Source organism: Robiginitalea aestuariiviva (assembly GCF_029537735.1).
Classification (GTDB): domain Bacteria; phylum Bacteroidota; class Bacteroidia; order Flavobacteriales; family Flavobacteriaceae; genus Robiginitalea; species Robiginitalea aestuariiviva.
Genome location: NZ_JARPUQ010000001.1, coordinates 208681 through 224016, shown reverse-complemented (window position 1 = coordinate 224016; position 15336 = coordinate 208681). Strand labels below are relative to the sequence as shown.

15 protein-coding genes are annotated in these 15336 nt (G+C 55.3%); 10 read left to right on the top strand and 5 right to left on the bottom strand.

The features are described from left to right. Nucleotides 1–67 precede the first annotated feature (67 nt). Together queA and rlmN are read left to right on the top strand one after the other, a co-directional pair. Nucleotides 68–1117 carry a tRNA preQ1(34) S-adenosylmethionine ribosyltransferase-isomerase QueA gene (queA, locus tag OZ410_RS01055; RefSeq protein ID WP_277706058.1) on the top strand — a complete coding sequence of 350 codons (1050 nt, stop codon included), beginning with the start codon at nucleotides 68–70 and terminating at the stop codon, nucleotides 1115–1117. Between the two features lie 42 nt (nucleotides 1118–1159). Then, on the top strand, nucleotides 1160–2218 hold the full coding sequence (rlmN, locus tag OZ410_RS01050; protein WP_277706057.1) for a dual-specificity RNA methyltransferase RlmN: 1059 nt from the start codon (nucleotides 1160–1162) through the stop codon (nucleotides 2216–2218). A gap of 24 nt (nucleotides 2219–2242) precedes the next feature. Here the strand turns inward: rlmN and OZ410_RS01045 are convergent, their stop codons facing one another. Then, the gene (locus OZ410_RS01045; protein WP_277706056.1) at nucleotides 2243–3133 is read right to left on the bottom strand and encodes a hypothetical protein; all 891 of its coding nucleotides are present in this window, start codon (nucleotides 3131–3133) and stop codon (nucleotides 2243–2245) included. 134 nt (nucleotides 3134–3267) lie between these two features. On the opposite strand from OZ410_RS01045, the gene OZ410_RS01040 reads away from it, so the two are divergent. The 4 genes from OZ410_RS01040 (at nucleotide 3268) to OZ410_RS01025 (ending at nucleotide 6879) form a co-directional block, all read left to right on the top strand. Then, nucleotides 3268–4245 carry a polyprenyl synthetase family protein gene (locus OZ410_RS01040; RefSeq protein WP_277706055.1) on the top strand — a complete coding sequence of 326 codons (978 nt, stop codon included), beginning with the start codon at nucleotides 3268–3270 and terminating at the stop codon, nucleotides 4243–4245. A 186-nt stretch (nucleotides 4246–4431) separates the two neighbouring features. After that, complete coding sequence (locus tag OZ410_RS01035; RefSeq protein WP_277706054.1) at nucleotides 4432–4992, top strand: RNA polymerase sigma factor; 561 nt, start codon at nucleotides 4432–4434, stop codon at nucleotides 4990–4992. Continuing rightward, nucleotides 4979–5767: a hypothetical protein gene (locus OZ410_RS01030; protein WP_277706053.1), complete on the top strand. Its 789-nt coding sequence runs from the start codon at nucleotides 4979–4981 to the stop codon at nucleotides 5765–5767. Before OZ410_RS01035 ends, OZ410_RS01030 begins: the two co-directional genes overlap by 14 nt. 47 nt (nucleotides 5768–5814) lie before the next feature. Further along, a complete protein-coding gene (locus OZ410_RS01025; RefSeq protein ID WP_277706052.1) occupies nucleotides 5815–6879 on the top strand; it encodes a hypothetical protein in 1065 nt (354 codons plus the stop codon). Between the two features lie 54 nt (nucleotides 6880–6933). On the opposite strand, the gene OZ410_RS01020 is transcribed toward OZ410_RS01025, so the two are convergent. Further along, nucleotides 6934–7185 (bottom strand): zinc ribbon domain-containing protein, encoded by a 252-nt coding sequence (locus OZ410_RS01020; RefSeq protein ID WP_277706051.1) that lies wholly within the window; start codon nucleotides 7183–7185, stop codon nucleotides 6934–6936. Nucleotides 7186–7301: 116 nt separating this feature from the next. Between OZ410_RS01020 and dnaG the strand changes: the two genes are divergently transcribed. Then, complete coding sequence (gene dnaG / locus OZ410_RS01015; protein ID WP_277706050.1) at nucleotides 7302–9278, top strand: DNA primase; 1977 nt, start codon at nucleotides 7302–7304, stop codon at nucleotides 9276–9278. Between the two features lie 51 nt (nucleotides 9279–9329). Here the strand turns inward: dnaG and OZ410_RS01010 are convergent, their stop codons facing one another. Continuing rightward, nucleotides 9330–9959 carry a response regulator gene (locus tag OZ410_RS01010; RefSeq protein ID WP_277706049.1) on the bottom strand — a complete coding sequence of 210 codons (630 nt, stop codon included), beginning with the start codon at nucleotides 9957–9959 and terminating at the stop codon, nucleotides 9330–9332. A gap of 178 nt (nucleotides 9960–10137) precedes the next feature. Continuing rightward, on the bottom strand, nucleotides 10138–10935 hold the full coding sequence (nadE, locus tag OZ410_RS01005; protein WP_277706048.1) for an NAD(+) synthase: 798 nt from the start codon (nucleotides 10933–10935) through the stop codon (nucleotides 10138–10140). Nucleotides 10936–11011: 76 nt separating this feature from the next. Between nadE and gldB the strand changes: the two genes are divergently transcribed. The 3 genes from gldB to OZ410_RS00990 are packed head-to-tail and all read left to right on the top strand — an operon-like array spanning nucleotide 11012 to nucleotide 13676. Continuing rightward, nucleotides 11012–11983, top strand: a complete 972-nt coding sequence (gene gldB / locus OZ410_RS01000) for a gliding motility lipoprotein GldB (protein WP_277706047.1) — start codon at nucleotides 11012–11014, stop codon at nucleotides 11981–11983. A gap of 1 nt (nucleotide 11984) precedes the next feature. Next, complete coding sequence (gldC, locus tag OZ410_RS00995) at nucleotides 11985–12326, top strand: gliding motility protein GldC (protein WP_277706046.1); 342 nt, start codon at nucleotides 11985–11987, stop codon at nucleotides 12324–12326. Nucleotides 12327–12353: 27 nt separating this feature from the next. Further along, on the top strand, nucleotides 12354–13676 hold the full coding sequence (locus OZ410_RS00990; protein ID WP_277706045.1) for an ATP-dependent 6-phosphofructokinase: 1323 nt from the start codon (nucleotides 12354–12356) through the stop codon (nucleotides 13674–13676). On the opposite strand, the gene glgP is transcribed toward OZ410_RS00990, so the two are convergent. Then, nucleotides 13673–15325 (bottom strand): alpha-glucan family phosphorylase, encoded by a 1653-nt coding sequence (glgP, locus tag OZ410_RS00985; RefSeq protein ID WP_277706044.1) that lies wholly within the window; start codon nucleotides 15323–15325, stop codon nucleotides 13673–13675. The genes OZ410_RS00990 and glgP overlap by 4 nt on opposite strands. Between the last annotated feature and the right edge of the window lie 11 nt (nucleotides 15326–15336).

Below are 15336 nucleotides of genomic sequence, written 5' to 3'. Positions count from 1 at the left end.
TTACTTGACAACCCCCTGCCCGGGATCGTATATTTGCCCCCGCAAAACACAAAACCCACCGCCCTTCATGAAACTTTCGCACTTCAACTTTGAGTTGCCCAAAGAACTCCTGGCCGAATACCCTGCCGAAAGCCGGGATGAATCCAAATTGATGGTCATCCACCGGGAAACCGGCAAGATCGAGCACAAGTATTTTAAGGACCTGATCGACTACTTTGATGAAGGCGATGTGATGGTGCTCAATAACACCAAAGTATTTCCTGCCCGCCTGTATGGGAATAAGGAAAAAACCGGGGCCCGGATTGAGGTCTTCCTGCTCCGGGAACTGAACGAAGAGCAACGGCTGTGGGACGTGCTGGTAGACCCGGCCCGTAAAATCCGCATCGGGAACAAGCTTTACTTCGGTGAAGACGAATCCCTGGTGGCCGAAGTGATTGATAACACTACTTCCCGGGGGCGTACCCTGCGGTTCCTGTACGATGGCTCCTATACGGACTTCCGCCGCAAGTTGCGGGAACTGGGACAAACCCCCCTGCCCAAATACATTAAACGCGACCCGGAGCCGGAAGACGAAAGCCGTTATCAGACCATTTACGCCAAACATGAAGGCGCGGTAGCGGCTCCAACGGCCGGACTGCACTTTTCCAAGCACCTGTTAAAGCGCCTGGAGATCAAGGGGATTGATTTTGCTGAGCTTACCCTCCACGTGGGGTTGGGGACCTTTAACCCGGTTGAGGTGGAGGACCTTTCCAAGCATAAGATGGACTCCGAGGAGCTGATCATTGACGAAAAAGCCACAGAGGTAGTCAACCGGGCCAAGCTCGGAAAACGTAAGGTCTGTGCCGTGGGTACCACCGTAATGCGCGGGCTGGAAAGCGCGGTCTCCTCGGAGCATTTGCTGAATACTTACGAGGGGTGGACCAATAAGTTTATCTTCCCGCCCTATGATTTCAGTATCGCCAATTGCATGATCACTAATTTCCACCTTCCCAAAAGTACCCTGCTGATGATGGTTTCCGCCTTTATGGGACATGACCTGATGAAGAAGGCTTACAAGGAAGCGATCCTGGAACAGTACCGGTTTTATTCCTACGGGGATGCCATGCTGGTCCTCTAAGGGAAGGGGATCCGGCCCATTGGCCCATCCACCTGCAACATTATGCCAGAAGCCACCAAAATAGATATCAGGGCCCAGAGTTTGGAAGAACTCCGGGCCTTCTTTGTGCAGCGGGGTGAGAAAGCCTTCCGCGGCAACCAGGTCTATGAGTGGTTATGGCAGAAAGGGGCCCATCGTTTTGAGGAGATGACCAACCTGTCCAAGGCCCTTCGGGAAAAACTGGAGGAGCGGTTTGTGATCAACCATATTGCGGTGGACCAGATGCAGCGCAGTGCGGATGGAACCATTAAGAATGCTGTGAAACTCCACGACGGTTTGGTGGTGGAGTCTGTGCTGATCCCCACCGAAACGCGTACCACCGCCTGCGTCTCCAGCCAGGTGGGATGCAGCCTGGATTGCCGGTTTTGCGCCACGGCCCGCCTGAAGCGCATGCGCAACCTCAACCCGGATGAGATCTACGATCAGGTAATGGTCATTGATCGCCAGAGCCGTCTCTATTTTGGCCGCCCATTAAGCAATATCGTGTTTATGGGAATGGGGGAGCCCCTGATGAATTACCCCAATGTGATGAAGGCCATTGACCGGATTACGGCCGAAGACGGATTGGGGATGTCGCCCCGCCGCATCACGGTATCCACCTCCGGGGTGCCCAAGCTGATCCGGAAAATGGCAGATCAGGCCCCCAGGTTTAACCTGGCGGTTTCCCTCCATTCCGCGATTGAGGAAACCCGATCCCGCATCATGCCCTTTAATGAGCGCATGCCCCTCTCGGAATTGCGGGAAGCCATAGCCTACTGGTACGACAAGACCCGCAGCCGGGTGACCTACGAATATGTGGTCTGGGACGGGGTGAACGACGGGGATGCCGATATTCGCGCTTTGCTGGATTTTTGCCGGGCCGCACCCTGTAAGGTCAACCTTATTGAATACAACCCCATAGACGATGGCATGTTCCGACAGGCAGGGGAATCCCGCATACAGGCTTATGTGGATGCTTTGGAAGGGGCCGGGGTCACGGTAACCGTGCGGCGTTCCCGGGGCAAGGACATCGATGCGGCCTGTGGCCAGTTGGCCAACAAATCTACCGGACCGGGGGAATAACCCTCCCGCATAATTCCTTTAGCCTTATTCGGTAATCAGCGGCGATGTGGACGGGGTACCCTGATACCCCGGGGGCAGGGGAGCCTGGTACACCTCATTCATATACCAAAGGGGCGGGAGGCCTATCGCTGCCCGCAGGCTGTCTACCTGATCCGGGAGTTCCAGCGGAAATTGTTGATAGTTATAGGGGTACATCCCGTAACGCTGTTGCCGCTGGGTACGGATTAGCTTTTCGTCCTCGAATTGCGCCCAAAAGGATGGGCGTACACGCCCGGCTTCGATTTCCTTTTCTATTACGGGTGTAAAAGAGGTCCAGAACCAGTGGTCGGAGCCGTAATGCTGCCGGCGGTTCCAGAGAATGGGAAACAACTTCTGCTGCCACCCGATTTCACCGACAATCTGGGCCAGGCGTACCATATTGGTGGAATCGATCCGGCGCATAGCCTGTGGGTCATAAAATCCATTGCGAAGGTTTTGGTCAATCAGGGCCAGGCTGTCCATTTCCCGTTGCAGGGGGGTAGAAGCCGGCCCCAGGGTGCCATTGCGTTCCGCTATGGAAAAAGCCTCCAGGAATTCATCCATAACCGGGGTTCCCCAAAATTCGGCCAGGGGCTGAAAGTTCTCAAAATCGGAGCGGCTGATTCGGGTATGCTGCAGGGCCTTAGCCAGGATGGTCCCGGCTTTTTCTTCCTGTTGTAGCTTCAGGGCAGTTGCGGCGGCGTAGAGATACGGTTCAGGACTTTCCTCCGGAAGGGTCGCCATGGCGATTTCAAAGTGCGCCAGAGCCCCGGGGTACTGCCCGTTTTGGAACGCCAGAATGCCGGACCAGCTGTTTTGGTCAAATTGCCGAAAATCCCTGGGGGCCTCGGAACAGGAAACCAGGAAAGCCAATATCAGGACAGGAATGAAGCGCATGTGCGGATATATTAGGTGACAAATATAACGCACCGGAAAGAAAACTGAGCGCAGTCCTATGGGTTTCCCAAACGGATTCCCAGGCATTTTCCGTAATTTTACAATCCCAACGGCAAGACCATAAACCACGCTTTTTGAAGATCAGCGCCCAGATTCGACAGCCCATTGAAAGGGAAATGGAACTTTTTGAAAAGAAGTTCCACCAGTCCATGTCGTCCAGCGTGCCCCTGCTCAATCGGATCACCTATTATATCGTGAACCGAAAGGGGAAGCAGATGCGCCCCATGTTTGTCTTTCTAACGGCTAAACTCCTGAATGACGGGGCCGTAAACGAGCGCACCTACCGTGGGGCATCGGTTATTGAGCTGATCCATACGGCCACCCTGGTCCACGACGATGTGGTGGACGACAGCTACAAGCGGCGCGGGTTTTTTTCCATCAATGCGCTTTGGAAAAACAAAATTGCCGTGCTGGTGGGGGATTACCTCCTGTCCAAAGGCCTGCTCCTTTCCATAGACAATGGGGATTTTGACCTGCTGCGGATCATATCGGTAGCCGTGCGCGAAATGAGTGAAGGGGAGTTGCTGCAGATCGAAAAAGCCCGCCGGCTGGACATTACCGAGGAGGTGTATTTTGAGATTATCCGGCAGAAAACGGCCACCCTGATTGCGGCCTGTTGTAGCCTGGGGGCGGCTTCGGTTTGCCCGGACAGCGAACATGTGGAAACCTTCCGGAAGTTCGGTGAGCTCTGCGGCATGGCCTTCCAGATCAAAGACGACCTGTTTGACTACGGACAGGAACGCATTGGCAAGCCTACCGGCATTGATATCAAGGAACAGAAAATGACCCTCCCCCTGATCTATGCCCTGAATCAGGCCACAGAGGCGCAGCGTAAGTGGCTCATCAACTCGGTCAAAAACCACAACAAGGACCGAAACCGTGTCCGGGAGGTTATCGCCTTTGTCAAGGATTCCGGCGGGCTGGAATACGCCGTGGATAAAATGCAGGAATTCAAGGCCGAGGCCTTGCAGATGCTGCAGGCCTTTCCGGAATCCCCCTACCGGAGTGCCCTGGAGCTGATGGTCAATTACGTGGTGGACCGCAAACAATAGGCGCCTCCTTGCGACCCTGGGGCAAGCCCCCCCCCACCCCCGGAAGCCAAGGTATACCCCGCCCGTGAAAGGGGCTTGCAGTCGGGGATTTTTGGCAGGTTTCTTGCGGCTGCAAAGAAAAAATTCCTCCGGCAGGCAACCCTTTTTTTCCGACCTGCGTCTTACAGATAGAAACCCAGGAGAACCGTGAAGATCATTTCGCTTTTTCGCAACGAACGCACGCTGGTCGAGAAGGCCCGCGCCGGACAGCGGGAAGCGCAAAAGGCCCTTTACGAAAGCCTGGCGCCGACCATGTTAGCCGTTTGCAGGCGGTATATCCCAGACCTGCATTTCGCAGAGGACGTCATGATCAGTGGGTTTGTAAAGGTGTTTCAGGGCCTGGATTCCTATCGCTTTGAAGGTAGTTTTGAAGGTTGGGTACGCCGGATCATGGTACGGCAGGCCATTGATTTCCTCCGGAAAAAGCAGTTTGTGGAGTTCGAAGAAACCCCGCCGGAACCGCCAGTACAGGGATGGGAGTCGGCCGATTTTCTGGAATTGCAGGAAATTGAAAAAATGATCGATGCCCTGCCCGAGGGCTACCGGACCGTATTTGTCCTCTACGCTGTAGAAGGATACACCCACCCGGAAATCGCAGACATGCTGAATATTTCGGAAAGCACATCAAAATCCCAGCTGTTTAAGGCTCGAAAACGCTTGCAGGACCACCTGGAAGCCCAACAAAAGACACATTATGGCACCCGTTGAATTCGAAAAAAACCTGCGCGAAAAACTGCGCGCCCGCAAGATTACCCCTTCCCCGGGAAGCTGGGAGCGGATTGCCACCCAGTTGGGGCAGGAGCCTGTGCGGGGCAGGCGCAGCCTCCGCCCCTGGTACTATGGGGTTGCTGCGGCAATTGCCTTGTTTTTTGGGTGGCGTGCCCTTTTAGACCGGACCGATCCGGAACCGGTTTTCCCTACCCGGGTGGTCTCGCGTCCCGAAGTTACCCAACCTGTACCCAATACCTCTCCCGCCCTGCAACCCGAAGAACTGCGCGAGACGGATCCGGCAGTGGTCGGGGCGGAAGCCCAACAGGGCAATGATCCGGCTTTGGAACAGGCTTCTCCGGATCAGGTAGATCTGGCATCGGTAACACCTGTAAGGCCGGCCCAATCCCAGCCCAATGCCGGGTTGGATACAGCTCGGATAACTGACTTACAGGAAACCCGGGTTGGGATTGCAGTAGATTCCGGACTGGAGCAGCGCCTGGCTTTGGCACTGGATAGCGTCGTATTACGCGTGGCGGTGCTGGAAGCCTCCGGCACCGCGGTCAGTGACGCCACCATCGATTCTCTGCTCCATGAGGCCCAGGCCGCCATGGCCCGGGAACGCCTGACCGACCTCAAGGCCCCCCTGGATGCCAATGCCCTACTAAGCCAGGTGGAGTCGGAACTGGACCGCAGTTTCCGGGAGGAGTTGTTCAATACCCTAAAGGCCCGTTTTAACAAAGTGCGTGTGGCTATGGCCCAGCGCAACCAGTAGTTTATTCATCAATCATCCATCAATCAAAATCAAAAAAAAACGAACACATGAACCACATTGTACATAAGATTATCCCCTTGCTCTTTATCCTTTTGACCGGCACCCTGTTTGCCCAGGAAGATTATCAAGACCGTATTGAAAAGCTGAAGGCCGCCCGCGAGCAGGTGGTTACTGCCGAAAAGGAAGCCCTGAAGGCCGAAGTGCTGGAGATTGAACGCCGGCGGGAGGCCGGAGAAATTTCGGCCGAGCAGGCCCAGGTCCTTAAAACCGAAGCCGCCCGGAAGCGGGCGCTCAACATCGAGGACCGCCAACAGATGATCGACCGGGAAATTGCCTTGCTGGAGCGCAATGCAGGGGTGGTAGCCACCCAGGAAAAGACCCCTCCAAAAGAAGTAGAGCGAATTGAACTGAGCCTGGGGGTGGGGGAGGCTTCCTGGATCCGTTGGGAAGACCCCGACCGCCCCGTGCCTTACGATCGCAGGACGTATTCCGATATGGTACTGGCCTTTGGGCTGAACAATGCCATTGCGGATGGGCAGGGCCTGGAGGATTCTCCCTATAAGGTGGCCGGCAGTCGGTTTTTTGAGATTGGCTGGGCCTGGCGGACCCGGGTTTTCAAAGAGAGCAACTTTATGCGCCTGCATTACGGGGTTTCCTTCCAGTTCAATGGGCTGAAGCCCGAGGGCAACCAGGTTTTTGTCTCGGAAAACGGGCAGACTACCCTGCAGCCTTTTGACGTGGAACTCCGAAAAGCCAAGTTCCGTATGGATAACCTGGTGGTGCCGGTTCACCTGGAATTCGGGCCTTCCAGATTCCGGGAATATGAAGACCGCATCCGCTATTCCCTGCGCAACCAGTTTCGTATAGGGTTTGGCGGGTATGCCGGGCTCAACCTGGGGGCGCGCCAGAAATTGAAGTACACCCGCGATGGCGAACGCGTCAAGGACAAACTGAAGCGGGATTACAACACCTCGGATTTTGTGTACGGCCTGAGTGCCTACATTGGGGTGGAAGGGGTGCTGCTCTACGCCAAATACGACCTGAACCCCATTTTTGAAAATGCCGCGGTGGAACAGCACAATGTTTCCCTGGGGCTGCGGTTTGACCTGTAGCCCCTTACCGATCCGCGTAATACAGAGCGTCCTTTCCAAAGGGCGCTTTTTTTATTACATGCCGGTGTCCTTCAGAGCCTGTTGCATTTCCAGGGTCAGATCCCGACCGTCATAGCCTTTTTTACAATGGGAGCACTGTACCCAGACCATGGGGCGCAGGCGATATACCGGTATCCAGAAGATATGTACAAAATGCGGGGCCACCGTCCCCTGCAGGCTTCCCGTTTGCCCGCAATGGGGGCAGGTCAGGGCGGCCAGAGGCAGCTCCCTTCGCTTGCCGGGGCGGGTGCCGAAGAAGAGGATCACAATACAAGGGGTTTTGCCTAAAGGTACAAAATGGTGCTTTTTTCGGCTCAATCCCATTTAGGCTTTCGGGGGTCGGGCCTGTTTTCTTATTTTTATCGGCCCGAGTGTTCCGGCCCATGATTACCAAAAGCACCATAGACAAAGTTTATGAAACCGCCCGCGTGGAGGAGGTGATCGGGGATTTTGTACAGCTGAAGAAATCCGGATCTAATTTTAAGGGGTTAAGCCCTTTCACAGACGAGCGCACTCCCAGTTTTATGGTCTCCCCGGTGAAGCAGATCTGGAAGGATTTTTCCAGCGGGAAGGGAGGTAACGTGGTGGCCTTCCTGATGGAGCATGAACACCTCACCTACCCGGAGGCTATCCGCTACCTGGCTAAAAAATACCAGATCGAGGTCGAGGAAACCCAGCGCACAGAAGAGGAAAAGGAGAAGGCCAGCGAGCGGGAAAGCATGCTGCTGGTTACCGAGTATGCCCGGGATTTCTACAGCGATTGCCTCTGGAATACGGAACCCGGGAAGGCCATTGGCCTGAGTTACTTCCGCGAACGGGGGTTTTCGGACGATACCATACGCACCTTCCAGTTGGGGTATAACCCGGACCAGTGGGATGTCTTCACCAAAGCGGCCCTGGAGAAAGGTTACCAACTGGAATTCCTGGACAAAACCGGCCTCACTATTGTAAAACCCGCCGAAGGGGATCGGGAAGAACGCCGCTTTGACCGCTTTAAGGGCCGGGTGTTGTTTCCCATCCATTCCCTTAGTGGCCGGGTGTTGGGCTTTGGGGGGCGTACCTTGAGTGCGGACAAGAAGACCGCCAAATACCTGAATTCCCCGGAAAGCGACATCTACCACAAGAGCAAGGTGCTCTATGGCATCTCCATTGCCAAGCAGGCCATTGCCCGGGAAGACCGGTGCTACCTGGTGGAGGGCTACACGGATGTGATCCAGCTTTACCAGGCCGGGATTGAAAATGTGGTAGCCTCTAGCGGGACAGCCCTGACCCCGGAACAGATTCGGCTCGTGCGCCGTCTCACACAGAACTTCACGGTGCTGTTTGACGGGGACGCTGCCGGTCTCAGGGCCTCCCTGAGGGGGGTGGACCTGATCCTGGAGGAAGGGATGAACGTTCGCGTTTGTACGTTCCCTGCCGGGGAAGACCCGGACAGTTTTGCGCGGAAACACTCCCGGGATGCCATAGAGGCCTACCTGCAGGAAAACAGCCGGGATTTTATACAGTTCAAAACGGCGCTGCTTTCCGAAGAAGCGGCCCAGGATCCGATAAAGCGGGCCGAGATGATCCGGGATATCGTGGCCAGTATTTCCCGTATCCCGGACCGGATCAAACGGGAGGTCTACGTACAGGAGTGCGCCTCCCTGATGGGGATTTCAGAGGATGTACTTTTCAATACCCTGGCCCAGATGGGACGGAAACGCCAGCAGGACGCCGCCCGCAAACCAGAGCGGTCCGAGATGGAGGTAGTTCGCCCGGAACCTCAGGAACAAAAGGTGGACGTGCAGTACGAGCTGGAGCGCAAACTTATCGAGGTCTTGCTGCTCTACGGCACACAGACCGAAACCTTCGAAGACATGTTGCTGAAGGAAAACGAAGCCGGGGAACTGGTTATGGAGCCGGAACTGCACGAGGCACGCGTCTTTGAGAAGGTATACCTGGACCTGCAGCAGGACGAGATTGAGCTCAGCCACGAGGGCTTTCGCAAGGTGTACTATCGCCTGATCGACCGGATGAATGCCGATGAGGCTTTTGACATCAACCAGTTTATGCAGGAATTGGAACCCGAGGCTGCCCGGGAAATCTCCTCCATCCTGATGGATGAAGAGAAATACGAGTTGCATCAGTGGGAGCGAAAGGATATCTTTCCCCGTCCCAAACGCGACGGCCTGGCACAGCTGGTTACCGAAACCATCCTTTCCCTGCGCAGCCACCTGATCCGCAAACGGATTCAGCACCTGCGCCAGGACACCGAGTCCCAGCTTGCGGATACCAACCGGGAGGTGCTGGAGGAGATTGTGAACTACCTCCAGCTGAACAAGCTGCTCAATCAGAAGCTGAACCGTATCATTCCCTGCTGAGCATAAAAAAACCCGGCCAGGGGCCGGGCGTAAGAACGGGTTGTTGCGGGTCTAGTAGAGTTCCAGGGCTTTGGCCTGTTGCAACAGGTCTACCATGTTATCCACATTCAGCTTTTTCATCAGGCGGGCTTTGTAGGTGCTAACCGTTTTTTCATTCAGGTTAAGCCCCTGGGCCACTTCCTTATTGCGTTTACCGCTGGCCAGCATCTTCAATACTTCCACCTCGCGGGTAGAAAGTTTACGGAAGAAACGACGCGGCTTTTGGGTGCCTTCGTCAAAGGCAAGACGCTGGGCCAGTTCATTAGTGATAAACATCCCACCCTGGGCCACCTTGCGGATAGCATCCTGCAGGTAGTCCATCGTGGCGGTTTTAGAGAGATAGCCACTGGCACCGCTGCGTATGGTGCTTAAGGCGTACACATCCTCGGATTGACCGCTGTAGATCAGTACCTGGACATCTGGGTATTCTTGTTTAAGCTTCCGCAGGGCAGCAATACCGTTGATTTCCGGGATGTCGAGTTCCATCAGGAGGACGTCTGGCTGCTTGTCCTGCAGCACATTGAAGAGTTCGGAAGTTGTGCCCACATCACCCATCAGGCGGATATCTTCCGCGCTTTGCAGGGCGTTGCGTACCCCCAGTCTTACGACCGGGTGGTTGTCGGCAATGAGAACTTGGATCATATTTAGGTAGTTTTCGGGGGTTTTTGTGCGAGCTGTCAGTAGGCACAAAAGTTCCTGTGCTGAATTACTGACATGAAAAGTAAGGTTTAAATAATTAAATCCTTTACAAAGTTGCCAAAAAAATCCTATAAAGTGTCTATAACACGTTTAAAAATCGTGCTAAGGTGCTGAATCTTAGTTAAGATGTCTTTTTCAGCGCTTTAGGAATCTCGCACACGGGGATGGGAAGCATTTTATGCCGATTAACGGTATTCAGGTGCTTGTAGATGCGGAAGACTTCCTGTTCCCTGCCGCTGAAGTCTTCGGCAGTCTTTCCGGCATCGTCCATGGCCATGGCCCATTCCAGTTCGGGATAGCTGGCGCCAATCTGGTCTTCGTCTGTTCGGTTATCCCCCCAGAGCCCATCGGTTGGCGGGGCTTCCAGGATTTCGTCGTTCACGCCCAGGTGTTTGGCTAGAGCGTAGACTTCGGTTTTAAGCAAGTCCGCAATGGGGCTCAGGTCTACCCCTCCATCTCCGTACTTGGTATAAAAGCCCACCCCGAAATCCTCTACTTTATTCCCGGTGCCGGCCACCAGCTTTTTCTCCAGGGCAGCAAAGTAATACAGGGAGGTCATCCGCAGGCGTGCGCGGGTGTTGGCCAGGGACATAAAGCGGCTTTCCTCGTCCTCCACGGGGGGCATCACCCCGATCAATTCGTCAAAAACGGGGGTGAGGTTAATCCATTCCGAACGCACATTCGGGTACTTGCCCTTAAGCCAATAGATGTGGTTGGCCGCGCGGGTAACCTGGTTTTTGGATTGGTGGATGGGCATCTCCAGGCAGAGTACCTCCATGCCGGTGAGGGCGCAGAGCGTAGAGGTCAGGGCGGAATCAATCCCCCCGGATACCCCTACAACAAATCCTTTCATTCCCGCTTCAGTGGCATATGCCTTCAGCCAGTTTACAATGTGTTCTATGATGCGTTCGCTTTGCATGTAGACTTCGGTTTGATGGGAAAAACAAGTACCTTTACCCTGTAAAAATAAGACCTGTACCCTTAATAAGGAAGCCTTGGGAAGATTACTTAAACCCCTCCTGCCTTTTGCCCTGCTCATTTTAGCCCTTTCCTGTGCAGATCCGGCGCCCCGTGTACTGGAAGCTGTGCAGCAAATCCCCCTGGATCTGCAGGTAGACCGATTTGACCAGGCTTTTGGCGCGATGCAACCCGGGGGCCTGCCCGCCCTGAAAAAGACCTACCCCTACCTGTTCCCGGAACAATACCCGGACAGCGTCTGGCTGGCCAAGCAACAGGATACCCTCCAGGTGGAACTCCGGGAAGCCGTAGATTCCGTTTTCTCTGATTTCGGGCCCTACCAGGCCGGGCTGGAAGGGTTTTTCCGCCATGCACGCTATTATTTCCCGGACGTGCCCGTACCCCATGTGGTCACCCTGACCACAGATGTGGATTACCAGAACCGGGTCCTGCTGGCAGATACCCTTTTGTTGCTGGGCCTGGACAACTACCTGGGGGAAAATCACCGCTTTTACGGGGGACTGGACCGCTACATTGCAGCAGACCTGCAGCCGGAATACCTGGTGAGCGATGTGGCCAGTGCCTTTGCCAAACAGGTAATTCCCTACCCCCAGGAGCGCTCCTTTGTAGCCCAGATGGTGTATTATGGGAAGGAACTCTACCTGAAAGACCTGATGCTGCCGCTGGTGCCGGATTCCATTAAGGTCCGCTATTCGGCCGGGCAACTGGAATGGGCACGGACCAACGAAGCCCAGATCTGGCGTTATTTTATTGAACGGGAATTGCTGTATAATACAGACCGGGCCCTGGGGCCGCGCTTTCTGGAACCCGCCCCCTTCAGTAAATTCCGGTTGGAACTGGACCGCGAATCCCCTGGTCGGATTGGCCGGTACATGGGGTGGCAAATCGTGCGGGCCTTTGTCCAAAACCACGATGTTTCCCTACAGGAGCTCCTGCGTATGCCCGGGGAAGCCCTGTTTAAAGCCTCCAACTACAAACCCCCCAAATAAGATGTCCAAACTGCATACCTCCGAAATTACGCTGAAAGTTACCCTGGATGAAAACCGCGTCCCGGAATCCCTCCACTGGTCTGCCCAGGACGGGGGCATACACGAAGAAGAAGCCAAGGCCATGCTGCTATCGGTCTGGGACAGCGCCAACCGCGAATCCCTGAAAATTGACCTGTGGACCAAAGATATGCCGGTGGATGAGATGAATATCTTTTTCCACCAGACCCTGGTGGCCCTGTCCGATACCTTTATGAAGGCTACCCAGGACGAAAAAATGACCGCGACCATGAAGGACTTCTGCGACTATTTTGCGGAAAAACTCGAATTGAGGGGCAAAAAATAAACTCCCCAACCGGAAAAGAACTATACGATGAGTGCTGACAACCGATTTGATATCCGCCGACTGGGAACGCCATCCCATGTTTCCCCTTTGCCGCTGAGCAGCGAGAGCGGGGATGACCTTTTTAATTTTGTAGAGGATTCCCACCGTGTACTTTTTGATGTAACCGCCGCACAGTGGAAGCACCTGCAGGAGAGCGGAGGGCAGCCCCTGACTCTGGAAAAGGCCGGCCCCAGGAAATCCCTCCTGTTCAATCCGGAAGAGACCACGGCGGCCATCGTAACCTGCGGCGGGTTGTGCCCGGGGATCAACAACGTGATCCGGGGCCTGGTGATGGGACTCTATTATTTCTACGGAGTAAAGCGCATTCTCGGAATTCCCTATGGCTTCGAAGGCCTCACCCGGGATTGCCCGCATCCCTATCAGGAACTGGACCCGGAAAAAGTGCGGGATATCCACCAGTTCGGGGGCACCATCCTGGGGTCTTCCCGGGGGGCCCAGGATGTTGGGGAAATGGTAGACACCCTGGTGGCCCATAAGGTGAATATGCTGTTTACCATCGGGGGAGACGGCACCCTGAAAGGGGCCGATGCTATTGGTGCTGAAATTGAGAAACGCGGCCTTAATATTGCCGTGGCCGGGATCCCCAAAACCATTGACAACGATATAGACCTGATCGATAAATCCTTTGGCTTCGAAACGTCATATGCGGTGGCATCGACCATCATTCGGGATGCCCACAATGAGGCAACCGGGGCATATAACGGGATTGCCCTGGTCAAGCTCATGGGGCGCGACAGCGGCTTTATTGCTGCTTCTGCCTCTATGGCGATGCCGGAGGTGAACTTTGTGCTGGTGCCCGAAATGCCCTTCCGCCTGGAGGGCGAAAACGGCCTGTTCCAACAATTGGAAGAACGCCTGGCCCGCAAGCAACACGCGGTGATTGTGGTGGCCGAGGGCGCCGGGCAATACCTGTTCGAAACGGACCAGACCCTGCGGGACGCCTCCGGCAATATCAAACACCAGGATATCGGGGTGCTGCTCAAGGACCGCATTGCGGACCACTTCCGGGAGCGCCAGACCGAAGTGACCATCAAGTACATCGACCCCAGCTATATTATCCGTTCGGCCCCGGCCAATGCCAGCGACAGTATCTTCTGTAACCGCCTGGCCTACCAGGCCGTGCACGGCGCGATGGCGGGGAAGACCCGTTTTGTGGTAGGTTTGGTTAACAATCAGTTGGTTTACCTGCCCATTGCCGCTGTAGTGGGACGCCGGAAAAAAATAGACCTGGAAGGCGAATTTTGGTTTGCTACCCTTCAAAGCACCGGGCAGCCCAATGCCATCGGCTAGCCCTTGTACAATTTTTTATAATAATCCGTGGCCATCCGATGGCTGGAAAAGGCAGGAACCACATCCTCCATTCCCTGCATGACCAGGGCATTCCATGCGTCCGGATGCTGGTAGTACATGGGCAGGACCTCTTCCTCCAGGATGCGGTACAGGTTGCGGGCATCCATATCGTCCTGCACCGGATGGGGTTGGTTGGGGTCTGCCTCCGGCAGAATAAAGGCATTTTCCCCATGCCGTCCGAATTCTGGGATCCACCCGTCGTTAACCGTGAGGTTTACCGACCCGTTCATGGCGGCGGTCATCCCGCTGGTGCCCGAGGCCTCGCGGGTAATCCTGGGGTTGTTCAGCCAGACATCCGAACCTTCCTTCAGCATACGGGATAATTCCATTTCATACCCTGTCATGACAGCCATGTTGGGGAATTGCCAGCTCACTTCCACCAGGCGGTTAAAGACATGGATGGCTCCGTAGTCTTCCGGGTAGGGCTTGCCGGCCCAGATAATCTGGATTTTTTGGCCGGAGTGGTTCATCAGCCTTTGAAAACGTTCAAAATCCCGCAAGAGCAGGTCTGCCCGCTTATAGCCGGCAAAGCGCCTTGCCCACACCACGGTGAGCACCTCGGGGTCGAACATCTTGCCGGTCTGGTCCAGCACCCGGTTGAAAAGGCCTGCTTTGAGTTCGCGTTTGCGTTTGGCCACGGCCTTGAGGTTTTTTTTCTCGAAGGCCTTGCGCAGGGCCGGGTCTGTCCAGAACCCCGGATGCTGGGCATTGGTGATGGGGATGATTTTATCCTGAAGGCCAAAGGGCTCCCACATCCCCTGGGCTACCTTGGCGTGCAGGCGGGAAACGGCGTTGGCTTTTTTACTGTGCCGCAAGGCAGAGACGGTAAAATTGAGTTCGTCGCCCACCAGCTCCTGCTGCAATTGCGGAGGGGGGAGGGTACGGCCAAAAAATCCCCTGTTGTTCAGATGGTACCCGTTGCGTACCTCGTTGCCCCCTTTTTCCGGGGTATGAGTGGTGAAGACCAAGCGGGAGGAGTCCACGCCCCGGTCCCTGAGGTAGTAAAAGGCCGGGAGGGCATGTCCCTCGTTGAGGTGGTAGACCTGGGCGCCCCCCAGCATCTCCACTAACTTGGCCCCCCCAATCCCCAGTACAATACTCTGGGATATCCGGGTTTCGTCATTGGGGTCGTATAGCCGGTCGGTAATGGTGCGGGAAAGGTGATCGTTCTCCGGCAGGTCCGTGGAGAGCAGATATAGGGGCACGGTGCCGAAAATTTCCGGGCGAAGCACATAAGCCCGCACCTTTACGTGGGGGTTGTCGTTGATGGTTACCTGTACCTCCAGGCCGGTGTCTTCCAAGAAATCGTATCGTTTCAGGATATGTTCTGCGCGCATGCTGCGGTCCGCATTGCGGGTCTGGTCGTAGTACCCGTATTTCCACAGCATCCCCACGCCAATCAGGTTTTGTTTCAGGTCGAAGGCCGAGCGCAGGTGGGAGCCCGCCAGGAAACCCAGCCCGCCCGAATAGATTTTCAGGGCCTGGTCGATCCCGAATTCCATGCTGAAATAGGCCACTCTGGTGGAAAAGGCCGCGGCCGGTTTATACGGGTGGTGCCATTGATGATACGGGGAGGCTTTAGCGGTCATAGGCTTGGTTT

Coding starts and splice junctions, on each gene's coding strand:
- queA (WP_277706058.1), top strand. CDS start 68: ATGAAACTTTCGCACTTCAACTTTGAGTTGCCCAAAGAACTCCTGGCC.
- rlmN (WP_277706057.1), top strand. CDS start 1,160: ATGCCAGAAGCCACCAAAATAGATATCAGGGCCCAGAGTTTGGAAGAA.
- OZ410_RS01045 (WP_277706056.1), bottom strand. CDS start 3,133: ATGCGCTTCATTCCTGTCCTGATATTGGCTTTCCTGGTTTCCTGTTCC.
- OZ410_RS01030 (WP_277706053.1), top strand. CDS start 4,979: ATGGCACCCGTTGAATTCGAAAAAAACCTGCGCGAAAAACTGCGCGCC.
- OZ410_RS01025 (WP_277706052.1), top strand. CDS start 5,815: ATGAACCACATTGTACATAAGATTATCCCCTTGCTCTTTATCCTTTTG.
- dnaG (WP_277706050.1), top strand. CDS start 7,302: ATGATTACCAAAAGCACCATAGACAAAGTTTATGAAACCGCCCGCGTG.
- OZ410_RS01010 (WP_277706049.1), bottom strand. CDS start 9,959: ATGATCCAAGTTCTCATTGCCGACAACCACCCGGTCGTAAGACTGGGG.
- nadE (WP_277706048.1), bottom strand. CDS start 10,935: ATGCAAAGCGAACGCATCATAGAACACATTGTAAACTGGCTGAAGGCA.
- gldC (WP_277706046.1), top strand. CDS start 11,985: ATGTCCAAACTGCATACCTCCGAAATTACGCTGAAAGTTACCCTGGAT.
- OZ410_RS00990 (WP_277706045.1), top strand. CDS start 12,354: ATGAGTGCTGACAACCGATTTGATATCCGCCGACTGGGAACGCCATCC.
- glgP (WP_277706044.1), bottom strand. CDS start 15,325: ATGACCGCTAAAGCCTCCCCGTATCATCAATGGCACCACCCGTATAAA.